At 31.5% G+C, this 15541-nt stretch carries 15 protein-coding genes; 6 read left to right on the forward strand and 9 right to left on the reverse strand.

Features of this window, described 5'->3' with window-relative positions; all coding sequences use genetic code 11:
• Positions 1–133 precede the first annotated feature (133 nt).
• Genes ETU10_RS08740 through ETU10_RS08770 form a run of 8 tightly spaced genes read right to left on the reverse strand, consistent with a single transcriptional unit; the run spans position 134 to position 6884 of the window.
• Positions 134–661 (reverse strand): hypothetical protein, encoded by a 528-nt coding sequence (locus ETU10_RS08740; protein WP_146311547.1) that lies wholly within the window; start codon positions 659–661, stop codon positions 134–136.
• A 10-nt stretch (positions 662–671) separates the two neighbouring features.
• A complete protein-coding gene (locus tag ETU10_RS08745; protein ID WP_146311549.1) occupies positions 672–1430 on the reverse strand; it encodes a PoNe immunity protein domain-containing protein in 759 nt (252 codons plus the stop codon).
• Positions 1431–1438: 8 nt separating this feature from the next.
• Positions 1439–2278 (reverse strand): PoNe immunity protein domain-containing protein, encoded by an 840-nt coding sequence (locus tag ETU10_RS08750; RefSeq protein ID WP_146311551.1) that lies wholly within the window; start codon positions 2276–2278, stop codon positions 1439–1441.
• Positions 2232–3584 (reverse strand): PAAR-like protein, encoded by a 1353-nt coding sequence (locus ETU10_RS08755; protein WP_146311553.1) that lies wholly within the window; start codon positions 3582–3584, stop codon positions 2232–2234. Before ETU10_RS08755 ends, ETU10_RS08750 begins: the two co-directional genes overlap by 47 nt.
• Before the next feature lie 15 nt (positions 3585–3599).
• Positions 3600–3761, reverse strand: coding sequence for a hypothetical protein (locus tag ETU10_RS11185; RefSeq protein ID WP_185145087.1), 162 nt, complete (start codon positions 3759–3761; stop codon positions 3600–3602).
• A gap of 4 nt (positions 3762–3765) precedes the next feature.
• The gene (locus ETU10_RS08760; RefSeq protein ID WP_146311555.1) at positions 3766–4695 is read right to left on the reverse strand and encodes a hypothetical protein; all 930 of its coding nucleotides are present in this window, start codon (positions 4693–4695) and stop codon (positions 3766–3768) included.
• A 10-nt stretch (positions 4696–4705) separates the two neighbouring features.
• Positions 4706–5911, reverse strand: coding sequence for a phage baseplate assembly protein V (locus tag ETU10_RS08765; protein ID WP_146311556.1), 1206 nt, complete (start codon positions 5909–5911; stop codon positions 4706–4708).
• A gap of 4 nt (positions 5912–5915) precedes the next feature.
• The gene (locus ETU10_RS08770) at positions 5916–6884 is read right to left on the reverse strand and encodes a phage late control D family protein (RefSeq protein ID WP_146311558.1); all 969 of its coding nucleotides are present in this window, start codon (positions 6882–6884) and stop codon (positions 5916–5918) included.
• A gap of 277 nt (positions 6885–7161) precedes the next feature.
• Between ETU10_RS08770 and ETU10_RS08775 the strand changes: the two genes are divergently transcribed.
• The 6 genes from ETU10_RS08775 (at position 7162) to ETU10_RS08800 (ending at position 15067) form a co-directional block, all read left to right on the forward strand.
• Entirely contained in the window at positions 7162–7779 is a 618-nt protein-coding gene (locus ETU10_RS08775; RefSeq protein WP_146311560.1) for a bifunctional nuclease family protein, read from the forward strand.
• Positions 7780–7887: 108 nt separating this feature from the next.
• On the forward strand, positions 7888–9891 hold the full coding sequence (uvrB, locus tag ETU10_RS08780) for an excinuclease ABC subunit UvrB (RefSeq protein ID WP_146311562.1): 2004 nt from the start codon (positions 7888–7890) through the stop codon (positions 9889–9891).
• 314 nt (positions 9892–10205) lie between these two features.
• Positions 10206–11540, forward strand: a complete 1335-nt coding sequence (gene nhaA / locus ETU10_RS08785; protein WP_146311564.1) for a Na+/H+ antiporter NhaA — start codon at positions 10206–10208, stop codon at positions 11538–11540.
• Positions 11534–12928 (forward strand): TrkH family potassium uptake protein, encoded by a 1395-nt coding sequence (locus tag ETU10_RS08790; RefSeq protein ID WP_146311565.1) that lies wholly within the window; start codon positions 11534–11536, stop codon positions 12926–12928. Before nhaA ends, ETU10_RS08790 begins: the two co-directional genes overlap by 7 nt.
• Before the next feature lie 14 nt (positions 12929–12942).
• Positions 12943–13632, forward strand: coding sequence for a potassium channel family protein (locus ETU10_RS08795; RefSeq protein ID WP_146262457.1), 690 nt, complete (start codon positions 12943–12945; stop codon positions 13630–13632).
• Between the two features lie 91 nt (positions 13633–13723).
• Positions 13724–15067 (forward strand): TIGR00341 family protein, encoded by a 1344-nt coding sequence (locus ETU10_RS08800; protein WP_146311567.1) that lies wholly within the window; start codon positions 13724–13726, stop codon positions 15065–15067.
• 222 nt (positions 15068–15289) lie between these two features.
• Here ETU10_RS08800 and ETU10_RS11190 read toward each other — a convergent pair.
• Positions 15290–15541: hypothetical protein (locus tag ETU10_RS11190; RefSeq protein ID WP_185145088.1), on the reverse strand; the 252-nt coding region annotated here is incomplete at its 5' end.

The raw sequence follows: 15541 nt of genomic DNA on the forward strand, positions 1-15541 counted from the left end.
AAGGAAAAACTACCGTAAAGAAGATGATTAAAATATAAATACTGTTGCAGAATAGAAATACAAAAGCTTGTTGAAAACAAGCTTTTGTTATATTACATTGATAAATCTAACTCTCTTAATTAAAGAATAAAGGTTAGTATTCACAATCTTTCTCATCCAAAAAGAATCCAAAGGATTTTTTAGGCTTGTCTTTTTCCAAAGGAATATTATGTTTATGAGCATAACTTTCAAATTGCTTTTGTTCAAATTCTGCCCATTCTTCTTGGGTATAAGTCTTGCCTTTGTGGGTTTTGTAAATAATATTTTGCTTAATTTCCTTTTCTTTTATCTCTATATTTTCTTGTTCAGGCAAAAGTTTTTTGGGATTATTTAAATAGAAAATAAAGCTTAGTTCATCCTTAATAAAAAAATCTAAAATTCTTTTCCCCATAGATTTTTCTAAAAAAAAAGCAGAACTTTTATTTTTATAAAATAGTATATACCTGTAATATTTTTCATTAATCACTTGTATTTTTAGTTTAAAGTCTTCTTTCCTTAAATCTAAAAAACAACCGGATATATTAGGAATATCTTGGTATATTTCTATAACTTTTGGTAAAGAATTTTCTTCTTCCCATTCTTTTTTAAATCCTGTTTTAGAATTATAAATAGCTATGTTCATATTTTAGAATTTAATCTTCCCAATGCACCATATCATAAGGATAATAAGGATTATCTTTAAAGCCTGTGTCGTCCAATCCTTTTACCTTTACTACAGCTGCCACTTCCCAAGCCCAATAACCGCTATATCCACTATCTCTCAAATGACTATTGTACCAAGGTTCATCCTTATGCATGGAATACCAATTATCTAAATATTTTTTTATAGATATTTCCGCTTCTTCTTTAGGTTGTTGAGTTATTTGATATAGTTTTTTATAAGCAGGAAAAGGGGACTCTCTTTTTTTATCAGTTTCTCCCAACAAATAAAAAATAAGAGAATCTGGCTTCCATAAATCTTCTATACTACTAACATCTGCCTTATGTATAAAATCTTTAATTTTTTGAAATTCATTTTTTGGTATATCTAATAAAACACCTAAAGATACCATTTCTAGTAATAGGTTATATCCTTGATATTCTTCTGACCAACCTTGTGATAAATTTTCAATAGCTTTCTCAAAATAAGGTAAGATCTGTTGAACATCACCACCTTGACTATAGTAACATTCTAATAATCTGATATATTTTAAAGATAAATTAACAAATTGATAACCTGTATTTTCTCCATTTTCTTGTTTATACTTCTTATTATCTTCTATAAGAAGATTAATTATTTTATTAAAATAATTAATCTCTTTTTTAAAATATTTTTTATTTTTAAACTGTGCCCTTATTTTTTTCTTTTCCTCATTAGAATCAGAACTAAAAAATCTATCTAATAATCCCATACATTTTTTTATTTTTTATCTTCCCAATGCACCATATCATAAGGATAATAAGGATTATCTTTAAAGCCTGTATCGTCCAATCCTTTTACCTTTACTACAGCTGCCACTTCCCAAGCCCAATAACCGCTGTATCCACTATCTCTCAAATGACTATTGTACCAAGGTTCATCTTTATGCATGGAATACCAATTATCTAAATATTTTTTTATAGATATTTCCGCTTCTGATTTAGGTTGTTGAGTTATTTGATATAATTCTTCAATAGGTTTATAAGATTTTCTTTTAATAACTTCTTTATCTAAAAGATAATATAGCAAAGAACAAGGTTTATAAATATCTTTTATTTTAGAATTATTTTCCCATTTATTTATAAAGTCAATAATTTTATTTAATTCTTTTTGATTGAAATTCAGTAATTTACAAAATGATACTATTTCTAAAGCTAATAAATTATCTTTATAGTTTTCTGAATATCCTTTTAAAAAATAATCTAAGACTTCCTTATAAGAATCTTTGAGTTTTACAGGAGATTCACCTACTGAATACATATTTTCTATTTTTTGTAATCTGATTTTACAAGCATTTACATAATGGATATCCATTAATTTTCCATGTTTTTTAATGTATTTTTCAAAATCTTCTTTATCATTATTCATCCATTCATCACAACGTTTAATCTCTTTTTTAAAATATTTTTCATTTTTAAACTGAGCTCTTATTTTTTTCTTTTCCTTATTAGAACCAGAACCAAAAAATCTATCCAATAATCCCATATGCTTTTTTTGTTTTAAATTAATATTTCTATTTAAACCAGCTACCAATCCATCTCCCCACACTACTTCCGGCAATAGCACCTACTGCACCTCCAACAACCCCGCCTACTACTGTTCCTATTCCCGGACAAATAGCTGTTCCTATCACAGCACCTACTTCTGCCCCGGCATAACCCATAGCTACGCTCCCGAATGCCCCGCCCAAAGCTTTTTTAGATTCTGGTCCAAATTCTCCTTCTTGTTGATAAGTGCTATATACATTATATCCTTCCGCCGCTATACCTACTACAATAAGCCCTTTTCCTACTACCTTCCCTGTTGTTTTTAAAGCAGAACTAGCTTCGACTGTCTGCGTTGCTTTCCACAATGCATTATTGGCAGACTTTGCTGCAGCAGAATTTTGCACTGTTTTAGACAAACCCGAATTAGCTAAAGATTGTATAGGTCTAGAATTCCTTAGAGATGAACGAGCTGAATTTATTAGGTTGTTTGCTTTAGATAGAGGCTTAATTTCTATATCAGAAATACTTCCAGCTCCTTGTCTATATGCTTGATCATTCATTGGCTTACTTTTCATAGTTCCATTTGTATCAATATGTGTTACCTCTCTCTGTAAAGTACCATTATTGTTTGCTCTTTTCATAGCCCTTGCATCTTCTTGGTTAGCAATAGCTCCTCTATCTATATGATCATTAGTCCAATTTATGTCTAATTCCCTATTTCCACTTCCTGGATTAGTTCTTAATGTTGCTGTATTGTATTTTGCATCTGTCTCTTTAAAAAAACCTCCTTTTTCATAAGCACCATCAATTCCAGAAGCTGTTGGTTTATCTATATTCATATTTGGATGTTCTGCCTTTATATCCCTCCATCCATTTTCTCTGTGATAAACTTGATCCTTCATTTCTCCATAATTTCCTGTACGGGTATTATACGAATTCCCTGAAGGTCCATCATTAAAATTTATTTTCCCATTTTCTACATCATGAATAACCCCTCTTTGGTTATAATCTATTACATCGTTATAATTAAGCCACGGAGCTGCATTGGCTACCATAGCTCCTACAGGTACATTAAAATCTACTTTTATTTTCCCTCCTTTTTTACAAAGTAAATTCGCATCTTCAAAAACGAGTTTAAAACCATTTACCTTTACTCCCTCGTTGCATTTATCCCAATAAATGGGTTGAAAGGCACAACTTCCACATAAGGCACAACTTCCGAAAGAACCAATATTCTCTCCGGGTATCATATCCATCTCACTTACCAATTTTTCGCCATATAAATAACTATTATTGTTATGAGTTACTTTTATTTTTATAGGGGTAGCACCCTTATCGCAAGTAAGCCAACTGTTTTCAGGTATATATTTTTTTGACATATTTTATCTCTTCTTTTAAATTAAAAATATTTTATTCCCCAAATCTGCCATTAATAAATATTCCAATAAAGATGGATATATATAACTTCCTTTTTCTACTTCTTTATCCTTATTTTTAAGTAATCTCATTATATACTTTCTTAAATCTGACCCTGTTTTTACTTCTTCTAAGTCCATTTCACTACTTTTTATATAAATTTTCTTCAATAAAAAAAGATTTTTTCTCTTTTTTATAAAAATCTAAAAAAATACTAGATTTATTTAGATCTTCTTTTTTAACTTTTTCTTCTACTTGAGAAGTTAGTTTAATTTGATGTGCATTAGCTACAGAATACCAATTATTTACAAATGTTTCTAAAAAAATATCTGCTTTTTCTAATACTCCATTTTCCATAAAACAATATTTCTCTTCCATATCTACAGATAAGGTTGCATCTATATTATAAATATCGGTTAAATCTTTTAACATACGGGAAAAAGCTTTTCTATTAAATTTTTTATTATCTAAATTTGCTGTATTTTTCCATAAATAAATACTTTCTTTATTCTCAAACTTTTCTATTTTAGAATGTAATTGTAATGGAAGATCTACGGTACCAAAGTATTTATTTAAAACCAAGCTTTGCTGTTCTTCTTTTTGCTGATCTTTATACCATCCTTGAAAAAAAGCTCGCCAAAAGCTATACCCTATGAAGGTTTCCATAAATTTTTTTTTATCATCTACCAGTCTATCCGTTTCTTTTATAAAAAATTCTATTCCTTCAGGATATTTTTTTTCTAAAGATTTTTTTAATCCTTCCCATCGTGTTTTTATACTTTTAAAGTTTTCTATATCAATAAGGTTTCCGCTTATATCTGTTACTAAGACAAGATATGACTGTATTTGTTCCAAATCATCTGCCCATTGGTGTATTAAGCTTGTCCCTTCCATTTTATGACTAAGAAGTTTATATCCGAATTTAAGACATTGAAAATCAATTTGTAATAAAGAAAATTCAAATTCCTTTGTTTGAATAAACTCTATTATTCTATTACCCATTATTGTTCTATTAGCAGTGGTGAGGGTGTAATAATTTTTAGTATTTAACGGAGGAATATTAATAAAGCTCATAATAGGTATTTTATGATTGATTAATTTCTACTTCTGCTCCTGTAACATTTGTAATATCTCCTCCTCCAATATTAGTATTGGTAGATCCTTTAAAATTGGCTTCATCCGATTTACTTTCTATTGAAACTTTGCCAGATTCAGCAGTAGTGGAAATTTCACCTACTTTAGCTATATTTTTTATTCCTTCTGGAGTAATGGCTATAGAATTTCCATCTATATTAGTAAAGGTTAGTCCAGTTAAATCAATGACTATAGTATTCCCACCTACTTTTAAAGTAATATTGGTATTTCCTTCCAATGTAATATTACCGTAAGCATCCATTTTTAAAGTACTAGCTCCATTGCCTACAGAAGTATTCGCATTTGAGCCGGCATTTACTGCATGAACAGAACCGGCATTAATAGTATTATTAGAATTTGCATTAGTAGTTGCATTCCCGGTTCCATCAAAATTCATAGAAGCACCCCCTTTATCCGCTAGTGTCATATCTCCTTTTTGGTCATTAAAAGTAAGATTAGAACCGGTAGCAGTGGTTAAACCCTTCATATAATTTCCGGCCCCTCCGTGTCCGGATTTTCCTTTGCCGTTAAACATCGCTCCTAAGCTGACCGGCTTTTCGGCGTTGCCGTTCTCAAAACTAACAATCACTTCTTCACCAATCTCCGGTATCACATGCATCCCTTTGCCTTCTCCTGCATAAGGGGTGATGGATCGGATCCAAGGAGTTTGTCCGTTGAAAGCTCTCTGCCAAGGAAATTGCACCCGTATTCTACTCATGCCCTGTGGGTCGTTGTTATCGGTAACTATGGCAGATTGCTCTTCACAAGCCGGAAAGGTATCTTCATCCATATAGGGTGGAACTTCGTTGTCCTTAGGTATGGCAACGATATGGTTGTAATATCCTTCGGTTATGTCTTGGTAATGCTTAATTTCAATGATTCGGTAAGTTTCCAAAGGAACTTCTCCATTTTTAAAAATGCTATGTCCCGGCATCCATGCTTTCAGCTTTACATTGTCCCCCACCTTCAAGTTAGGATTGTTGGTCTTAGCTTCCATATAAAAGACATTCTGTCTTCTTTGTTTTTGCTTCTTTACCGCTCGTTCCAATTCACTTGGTCCACCTTCTAACAAACTATGGTTATACAAAGAAGAGGCAACTTTGGAATAAATTCCCTCAGAAGCATCCATTGCATGTTGCTGAAATGGGTTTACCAAACGCCTACTGATGTCGTACCGATTGTGAGTTTATGGTATAGGTTTCTGCTTGTTTAGCATCGTAAGCGGTATAACTAAACTTTTGTGGCATAAGTTTCATTCTAAGTGTGCAATCGTAAACGTCTTGCTCTTCCACCAGTTCCCAAGTTTTACCTCTGTAAGGACCTAAAACAATCTGTTGACCGTTGTAGTAGAGCCATTCTCCGTAGCGAGTAGCTAACCGTTTTATGAAATTCCAATCCGATTCCCGGTATTGTACGGTATAAAGAAGTCTGTCAGTGAGTAAGGGTTGAAGATCTAACTGAACTAAATCCGTAGGGTACTCGGTAGTAGCCTTAGTGACTATCTCTTTTAAATCCAGATTTTCAAAACTTTGACAATCTAAGCCGTTTTCCAATAATATAGTGGGAGATTTACCGGTGAATACTAATTGAGATTCTCCATTCTCACGAACGTTAGCAATGTCCGTAATAATACCGGTATAAACCAAAGTCGCAGAACCAAACTGCATGAATTGTATGGTGGCTCTTTTTCCTAAGAAATTTCTGGCTTTTTCTAAAGGATAAGCCTTGGGATCTTCTATAGCATCGGAAAAACAACGAATTATAAAAGTATCATGTTCAGCCACTTTTTGTTCAATTTCAACTTCAAAATGGCTATCTGCCAAGACTCTTTCACCTCCGATGAATATTTTACTAAAAATAATATGAGAATTCGCTAAATTTTTTTCCGGATCTCCACCGTAGGTAGCAATTAAAGAATTCAAACCTTTGTACTGCGCATATTGCTCTTCGGTAAGTAGTCCGTTAGGCAGGGAGTAAATATCTCCAGGGATAATATTTTTTATAGGAGGTACTTCATTTGAATCAAATTCATCAAGCAGATTTACTTTTTTAGTCTTAGAAATTTCTCGGGAAGCATCAGATAAATTTAAAGCGGAATTTTTATCTGGGTTAGGTTTAGATTTACTCATAATTTAAAACAATTTATAATTATATAAAAATCAATATAAATATATACAAATAAAATAAATTATTAAAAATTTATTTTAATAATTTAAAATATTGTTGATTTATTGAGTTATATAAAGAAATTTCTATTAAAAATTATTAACCTATTTGCTTTTTAAGGTTAAATGTTTCATATTCCTTAAAATTGAAAGAATGAAAGGGTGAAAAGCTGAAAATGCTTTATAAAAATAATTTGTAAATTGCAAGCTAGAAATTGATAGGAAAGCATTGGATTATTTTATGGAATTAATACGATTAAACATTAGAGGGATTTCTTACAGCCAAACGCAAACCGGAGCTTATGCTTTGATTTTGGAAGAAGATTTTGGTAAGAGGAAAATCCCAATTATTATAGGAAGTTTTGAAGCCCAATCCATAGCATTGGCTTTAGAAACCAATATTGATCCTCCACGCCCGATAACTCACGATCTATTTGCAACATTTGCCAGAAGTTTTCACATAACCGTAAAGGCTGTATTTATTTATAAATTGATTGATGGGGTTTTCTATTCCAATATATTATTCCAAAATTCTGAAACAGATGAAGAAAAGGAAATAGATTCTAGAACTTCTGATGCCATAGCCCTAGCCGTAAGATTTAATGCTCCTATATATACCAATAAAGAAATTGTGGACAAGGCAGGTGTATATATGGAAATGAAGCAGCAGTCCAGCGATGAGGTTAATTACGGAAATGTGATTGATGATATTGATAACCAGTTAGAAAATTACGAAGAGGAAGATTCATTTCATCATTTGTCAGATTTGGAAATTAAGGAATTAATGGAAAAATCTTTGGAAAGTGAAGATTATGAAACCGCTGCAAAACTTAGAGATGAGTTGGCAAGAAGAGGTTAATTTTTTTAGTTTTCTTATATCAAATTTCTTAAAATTATGAGTTTCATCAAAAAGAAAACCTAGCATTAAAATTGTATAGGCTAATATTCTATACATCTATATTCACGAATGAAATTTAAAGTTAATTCAACCTTCCAACCAACAGGAGATCAACCCAAAGCTATACAAACCCTTGCTCAAGGTATTTTTAATCAGGAGAAATACCAAACACTGTTGGGAGTAACCGGTTCTGGTAAAACATTTACTATTGCCAATGTTGTGGAGAAAATCCAACGACCTACTATTATATTGGCTCATAATAAGACTTTAGCTGCACAGCTTTATATGGAGTTTAAAGAATTTTTTCCAGACAATGCGGTAGAATATTTTGTTTCTTATTACGATTATTATCAACCGGAGGCATTTATGCCTACCACCAATACATACATTGAAAAAGATTTATCCATCAATGAAAATTTAGAGAAGTTGCGATTAAGTGCAACCTCTGCCTTACTATCGGGTCGGAGAGATGTATTGGTAGTTTCGTCAGTCTCCTGTTTATATGGTATAGGAAACCCTCAAGAGTTTAAAAATAATATGCTTTCTTTACAGGTGGGTAAAAAGATTACCAAAACTCAAGTTTTAAAACTCTTGGTTAATGCTCTTTATTCCAGATCTGAAATAAATTTTGCCCGAGGTAATTTTAGAGTTAAAGGTGATGTGGTAGATGTATTCCCGGCTTATTCCGATACCGGGATACGGATACAATTTTTTGGTCATGAAATTGAAAGGATTGAAAATGTGGATTATGCTTCTAACAATGTTATAGATTCAGTAGAAAGCATTCATATTTATCCGGCCAATTTATTTGTTACTTCCCCAGAAACTTTAAACGGAGCTATAAGAAATATTCAGATTGATTTAGGAAAGCAGGTAGATTATTATAACGAAATAGGGAAACATTTAGAAGCTCATAGATTGAAGGAGCGTACTGAGTTTGATTTAGAAATGATTAAAGAATTGGGCTATTGTTCGGGGATTGAAAACTATTCCCGTTATTTAGATGGACGTATGCCTGGTTCAAGACCCTTTTGTTTGCTGGATTATTTTCCCCAAGATTATTTAATGGTTATAGATGAAAGCCATGTTACTCTACCCCAAGTACATGCCATGTATGGTGGAGATAGAAGTAGAAAAGAAACCTTGGTTGAATATGGCTTTAGATTGCCGGCTGCCTTGGACAATCGGCCGTTAAAATTTGAGGAATTTGAAGGGATGCAAAACCAAGTGGTGTATGTAAGTGCTACACCTGCCGATTATGAACTGCAAAAGTCTGAAGGTGTTTATGTAGAACAAATTATAAGACCTACCGGATTACTAGATCCAGTTATAGAAGTGAAACCTTCATTAAATCAGATTGACGATTTAATGGCAGAAATACAAAAGAGGGTAGAGGAGGATGAAAGAGTTTTAGTAACTACGCTAACCAAGCGAATGGCTGAAGAACTTACCAAATATTTAAATAAGTTTGGGATTCGCACGCGCTTTATTCATTCAGATATTGATACTCTTGAGAGGGTTGAAATAATGCAAGATTTAAGAATTGGGAAATTTGATGTTTTAGTGGGTGTGAATTTGCTTAGAGAGGGTCTAGATTTACCGGAAGTTTCTTTAGTTGCCATTCTTGATGCGGATAAAGAGGGTTTTCTTAGGTCTCATCGTTCTTTAACCCAAACGGCTGGGAGAGCGGCACGTAATATTCATGGTAAGGTGATTATGTATGCGGATAAAATGACAGATAGCATGAATAAAACGATTGAAGAAACTGCTAGGCGGAGAGAGATTCAGAATCAATACAATATAGAACATAATATAACTCCACAGCCATTAAAGAAAAAGATTACCAGTATAACCATTGGTAATATGGAAACTCCGGTGATAAAAACTTATGCTGAAAATTCAGAGGTGCTTAAAGTTGCGGAAGAATCTGCAAACTATTCTAAAACAGATGTAAATAAACTCATCCATAAAAAGCAGAAGGAGATGGAAAAGGCCGCAAAAGAATTGGATTTTTTAACTGCTGCTAAAATTAGAGATGAGATCAAAGAATTGAAAGAACGGATTAAGAAATAGTGATGAATATATAAACCTCCCTATAGGTAGAAACCTCTAATTTTTTGAAATCTAATATCCATTAAGGTTGCTTTCCTAATTTAAAAATATATAATGTAGCCTTTGATTTGGGTTTTGATATTGTTAATATTGTAATTGAATGAATATAACAGCATTCTCTTATGTTTAAATCTATTTTTTATCTCAAATTACAATTTTGTTAATAGCATAATTTATCTATATAAAAAAATATATTTATTTTTGAAATTTAATAAGGATTAATATTAAAAACTTCATTGAATTAAGCCATTGATTAACCCTAATATTTACATTTTATGCCAGAAGAAAAAAAAGTACCTATTGATATTGTTTTAAAACCTATTCAAAGATTTATTTTAGAAGAAAAATCTGGAGGAATAGTTTTAGGTTTAAGTGTGGTTATAGCCATGTTTTTAGCCAATGGTTCATGGTCTAACGAATACTTTCACTTTTTAGAGCATAAATTTGGATTTGTATTTAACGGAAATTCTTTTTTTGAGTATAGCATCCATCACTGGATCAATGATGGATTAATGGCAATATTTTTCTTTGTAGTGGGTTTAGAACTTAAGAGAGAAATTGTAGGAGGAGAGTTGTCTAATCCGCGAAAAGCATTATTGCCAATTGCAGCAGCCATTGGAGGTATGGTGGTTCCCGCACTTATTTATATTGCATTTAATAATTCTGGAGAAGTTCATCACGGTTGGGGAATTCCTATGGCGACAGATATTGCTTTTGCCTTAGGCGTATTATTCTTACTAGGAAGTAGAATTCCATTAACGATCAAAATATTTCTTACTGCTTTAGCTATTGTGGATGATTTAGGAGCTGTACTGGTAATTGCTTTTTTTTATACTTCAGATATTTCCTATTATAACTTAGCCATCGGTTTTGTTTTTGTATTGTTAATGTATTTAGGAAACAGAATGGGCGTAAGAAGTATTTTATTCTATGCCGTTTTAGGTATATTAGGCGTATGGACGTCCTTCCTACTTTCCGGGGTACATGCAACCATTGCATCTGTAATTGCTGCTTTTATGATTCCTGCAGATGTTAAAATAAAAGAGAATCTTTTTTTTGAACGAATTAGGAAATATTTAGATAAATTTAAGTCTAAAGATCCTAACAGTAAAATACCGACTTTAACCAATGATCAGTTACATATCTTAGAAAAGATAAAAATAGATACCAATAAGGCAATTCCTCCTCTACAAATACTTGAGCATGCCATGCATCCTTTCGTAACTTTTATAATTATACCTATATTCGCATTAGCCAATGCAGGGGTTTCCTTAGACATTAATATAGATGAGCTTTTTAGTACGCACGTAGCTCTTGGGGTTGCTTTAGGTTTACTTTTAGGAAAGGTACTAGGGGTGGTAGGATTTACTCTTTTATTAGTAAAATTAAAAGTAGCTCCTTTTCCCGAGGGAATGAATATTAAAAATTTATTGGGGATTGGTCTTCTAGCTTCCATAGGATTTACCATGTCTTTATTTATAACCTCTTTAGCCTTTACCAATCCGGAATATGTTGTCCAAGCAAAGATTGGGATTTTTGTAGCTTCTATTATTGGAGGCATTCTAGGGTATATAGTACTTAGTCGCTCTACGAATAGCAAACCATGTTAACCGAAATTAAATATATTGGATTAAATCCAGCTCGTTTATTTATTTTTAGTTTTTTAGGATTAATTCTTATCGGCACAATTTTACTTATGCTTCCTTTTGCTACTGCCAGAGGAATTAGTATTATAAATGCATTATTTACTACAACTAGTGCTGTTTGTGTAACCGGCTTAGTGGTATTAGATACCGGGAAAGACTTTACTTTATTTGGGCAAATTGTTATTATTAGTCTAATTCAAGCAGGTGGATTAGGAATCTTAACCTTTGCTAGTTATTTTAGTTATTTCTTTAAAGGAGGAGCCTCGTACGAAGATCAATTAGCTATGGGGACCATTTCAAACATTGAAAAAATCGATGAAATTTTCAAAACTTTAAAAAGAATATTAATCATTACATTGGGTATTGAAATGGTAGGAGCTATTTTTATTTTTGCTAGCTTAGATCCTAACTTAATTCCTTCATTTTCACAACGAATTTATTTTTCAGTATTTCATTCTATATCAGCCTTTTGTAATGCTGGGTTTTCTACACTACCTTATGGAATTATGGAAAATGGGTACGTTCATAACTATTTATTTCAATTGAGTTTAATTTTTCTATTTATTTTAGGTGGATTAGGTTTTCCAATTGTTATCAATGTATTGAAGTATTTAAGCCATGTAATTATAAAAATTTTCTTCCTTGCATTTAGTAAACGAAAAGATGTGTACAAACCTAGAGTAATGAAGCTAGGGAGTAAAATTAATATACTAACCACTTTGTTGTTAGTTATTTTAGGTACTACATTCATATATGTGAATGAATATTGTAACATATTAGCTTCTCATAAGGGAATAGGTAAATTTATTACTGCTTTGTTCACAGCTACCACTCCTAGAACGGCAGGTTTCAATACTATTGATTTTAGTCAATTGCATCTTTCTTCTATAATAGTAATAATTATTCTTATGTGGATAGGTGCATCACCAGCATCTACAGGGGGAGGAATTAAAACGAGCACGTTTGCCATTGCAGTTCTAAATTTTCTAAGTTTAGGAAAAGGACAAAAAAAAATTGAGGTTTACGGTCGTGAAATTAACGATCTTTCCATAAGAAGAGCCTTTGCTGTTATTTCACTTTCTTTAATTTTTTTGGGAATAGGTTCGTTAGTCATTTCTTATTTTGATAAGGATTTGCAATTGTATGAAATCATTTTTGAATCTGTTTCAGCTTATAGCACAGTGGGTTTAACATTAGGGATTACATCTTCACTTAGCATGGGGAGCAAAATAGTATTAATTGTACTTATGTTTATAGGAAGAGTTACAGCACTAACCCTTCTTATTGCATTTTTTAAACAAGTAAAAAAATGCGATTATACTTATCCATCGGAAGACGTATTGATTAATTAAATAAAAAAAATCAGATGAAATATATAATTGTAGGTTTGGGGGTTTTTGGTTCTTCTCTTGCGGAAAAACTAGTTTCACAAGGCAATGAGGTCATTGGTGTAGATATGAAAATGCAGAGGGTAAACGAGTTAAAGGATAAAATTACACATGTGGTGTGTTTAAATGTTACAGATGCAGCAGCAGTGGAAACCTTACCCCTAAAAAATACGGATGTTGTCATTGTTTGTATAGGAGAAGATCAAGGCGCAAATATAATGGTCACTGCACTATTTAAAAATTTAAATGTGAAGCGTTTAATTGGTAGGTCATTAAATCCTTTGCATGAAAACGTATTACAAGCCATTGGTGTTCATGAAATTGTACGGCCGGAGGAAGAAACAGCTGAAAGATGGGCAAAAAAACTGACCCTTAGAGGGATGGTGGATTCTTTTGAATTAAATGAAAATTATAGTATTGTAGAAGTTTTAGTTCCTGAAATTTTTATAGGGAAATCTATTGAAGAAATAGGATTTCGTAGAGAATTCAATATTTTGGTTTTAACTGTAGTAAAGAATATAGAAAGAAAAAGTATTATCGGAAAAACAAAAATAGTATCTGAAGTGCAAGGAATACCAAAGCCAGAAACTATTTTAGAGAAGGATGATATATTAGTTGTATATGGAGCTAACAGAGATATAAAGAAATTTATTTCTGATAATAGATAATAATAGGTGAGTTCTTAAAAATAATAAAATAATATAATTTAAGAATAATATATTTATTATAATTAAATTTGAATATAAAATTATATTAAATATGTATCATTTATTACGTAAAGCTATCATTTATATAAGTTTAAAAAAGCAGACGGAAGATTTTGATGAAATTCACGACTCTATTGTGCAAGGAATATCCTTTAAGGGTACTAACCTTTGGATATTGGTTTGTGCTATTTTAATTGCCTCAGTAGGTTTAAATACCAACTCAACGGCTGTAATTATAGGAGCTATGTTAATTTCACCTTTGATGGGGCCTATTAATGGTATGGGATATAGCATAGCCATTCACGACTTTAAACTTCTTAATCAATCTATAAAGAACTTCTGTTTTGCTGTGTTGGCAAGTATTGTTGCATCCACCATTTACTTTGCAATTACACCCGTTCATACAGCTCATTCTGAATTGTTGGCAAGAACGAATCCTACTATTTATGATGTATTGATTGCTCTTTTTGGTGGTTTTGCTGGCATTATCGCCATCAGCAGTAAGCAGAAAGGGAATGTTATACCAGGGGTAGCTATTGCAACTGCTTTAATGCCTCCGTTATGTACTGCTGGATATGGATTGGCAACATTTCAATTTTCTTTTTTTTACGGCGCCATGTATTTATTTACTATTAATACGGTTTGTATTGCTTATGCCTCAGTATTAATTTCTCAAATGTTAAAATTTCCAATTAGAGATAGCCAGATAAGTGAGAAAAGAAAGAAAAGAATTCACCATGGATTGTCGCTAATCCTTCTGATTATTATTTTGCCAAGTATTTATTTAGGTTATCAAATGTCTCAAAATGAAAAATTTAGATCGAATGCGGATAAATATACCCGTAATATTGAGATCTATAAAGGTAATTATTTACTGAATAAAAAGATAAATCCAAACAAAAGAGAAATAAACTTAGTTTATGGAGGATCTTTATTAAGTGAGGCGGATAAGAAAGCTATTATCAATAAAGCTATAGCCTATTCATTAGCGGATGTTAAAATTGTTATTGAACAAGGTTTAGCAATTGATCAAAATGTAGATAAAGAAGCTACAGATGCACAATCAGAAGAAGAAAGATTGATGCAACAAATTGCACGTTTAAATTTAGAAATATCTAATTATAAACAAAAAATGGATAGTGTAAATTCTCATCAGTTGTTAGGTAAACAACTGCTTTCAGAATTATCTCCTATTTATCCGCAGATAAAAAATTGTATGTATACAAATGCGAATATTTATTCAAAAAGTGACTCAATAAAGGTAGATAAATCAAGTATATTAATGATTTCATCTAATCAGAAATTTTCTATTATTGATCAAGAAAAGATAGAGAGTTGGATAAATAAAAGGCTTAATAATAATAAAATAAAAGTTATTTTTAATGAATCAAATTAAAAAAGAGTAATTATTTAAATTTAATGGTAGTAGTATTTATGAGGAATGAATCTTAAAAAAATATAAATTGCTATAAAGTGATTATTTTCATTATAAATATTATATCCAATTTTTTTTAGTTTAATTTAAATTTAGAGATTTTATTATAGAGTATTTAGATATGCAGATCAAGTTAACTGGAGAATGCCTCTACCTTTATATCGATCATTACTAGAAGCATTATTACTCAATAATTCCTAGCGGTAGTAAAGAAAACAGTTTTAACAATAGTTTCAGCCAAAAAACAATTTTTTGCATACAAGAATTAATACCATATTTGGTAAAAGCCAAGTTAAATTCATTTACAGATCTAGCCAGAGATTTATCATCCAATCCAGCTTGTCTCGCCCAAAGATTATTTTCAACATCCTCAATAGAGAAATTTTTAATTTCAGAAGACCATAATTGAAAAAGCATATCCTTAAAAAAATCGAG

Origin of the sequence: Apibacter muscae (genome assembly GCF_007845595.1) — a bacterium.
In the GTDB taxonomy this organism is placed as follows: Bacteria; Bacteroidota; Bacteroidia; order Flavobacteriales; family Weeksellaceae; genus Apibacter; species Apibacter muscae.

Coding starts and splice junctions, on each gene's coding strand:
- ETU10_RS08740 (WP_146311547.1), bottom strand. CDS start 661: ATGAACATAGCTATTTATAATTCTAAAACAGGATTTAAAAAAGAATGG.
- ETU10_RS08745 (WP_146311549.1), bottom strand. CDS start 1,430: ATGGGATTATTAGATAGATTTTTTAGTTCTGATTCTAATGAGGAAAAG.
- ETU10_RS08755 (WP_146311553.1), bottom strand. CDS start 3,584: ATGTCAAAAAAATATATACCTGAAAACAGTTGGCTTACTTGCGATAAG.
- ETU10_RS11185 (WP_185145087.1), bottom strand. CDS start 3,761: ATGGACTTAGAAGAAGTAAAAACAGGGTCAGATTTAAGAAAGTATATA.
- ETU10_RS08760 (WP_146311555.1), bottom strand. CDS start 4,695: ATGAGCTTTATTAATATTCCTCCGTTAAATACTAAAAATTATTACACC.
- ETU10_RS08770 (WP_146311558.1), bottom strand. CDS start 6,884: ATGAGTAAATCTAAACCTAACCCAGATAAAAATTCCGCTTTAAATTTA.
- ETU10_RS08775 (WP_146311560.1), top strand. CDS start 7,162: ATGGAATTAATACGATTAAACATTAGAGGGATTTCTTACAGCCAAACG.
- uvrB (WP_146311562.1), top strand. CDS start 7,888: ATGAAATTTAAAGTTAATTCAACCTTCCAACCAACAGGAGATCAACCC.
- nhaA (WP_146311564.1), top strand. CDS start 10,206: ATGCCAGAAGAAAAAAAAGTACCTATTGATATTGTTTTAAAACCTATT.
- ETU10_RS08790 (WP_146311565.1), top strand. CDS start 11,534: ATGTTAACCGAAATTAAATATATTGGATTAAATCCAGCTCGTTTATTT.
- ETU10_RS08795 (WP_146262457.1), top strand. CDS start 12,943: ATGAAATATATAATTGTAGGTTTGGGGGTTTTTGGTTCTTCTCTTGCG.
- ETU10_RS08800 (WP_146311567.1), top strand. CDS start 13,724: ATGTATCATTTATTACGTAAAGCTATCATTTATATAAGTTTAAAAAAG.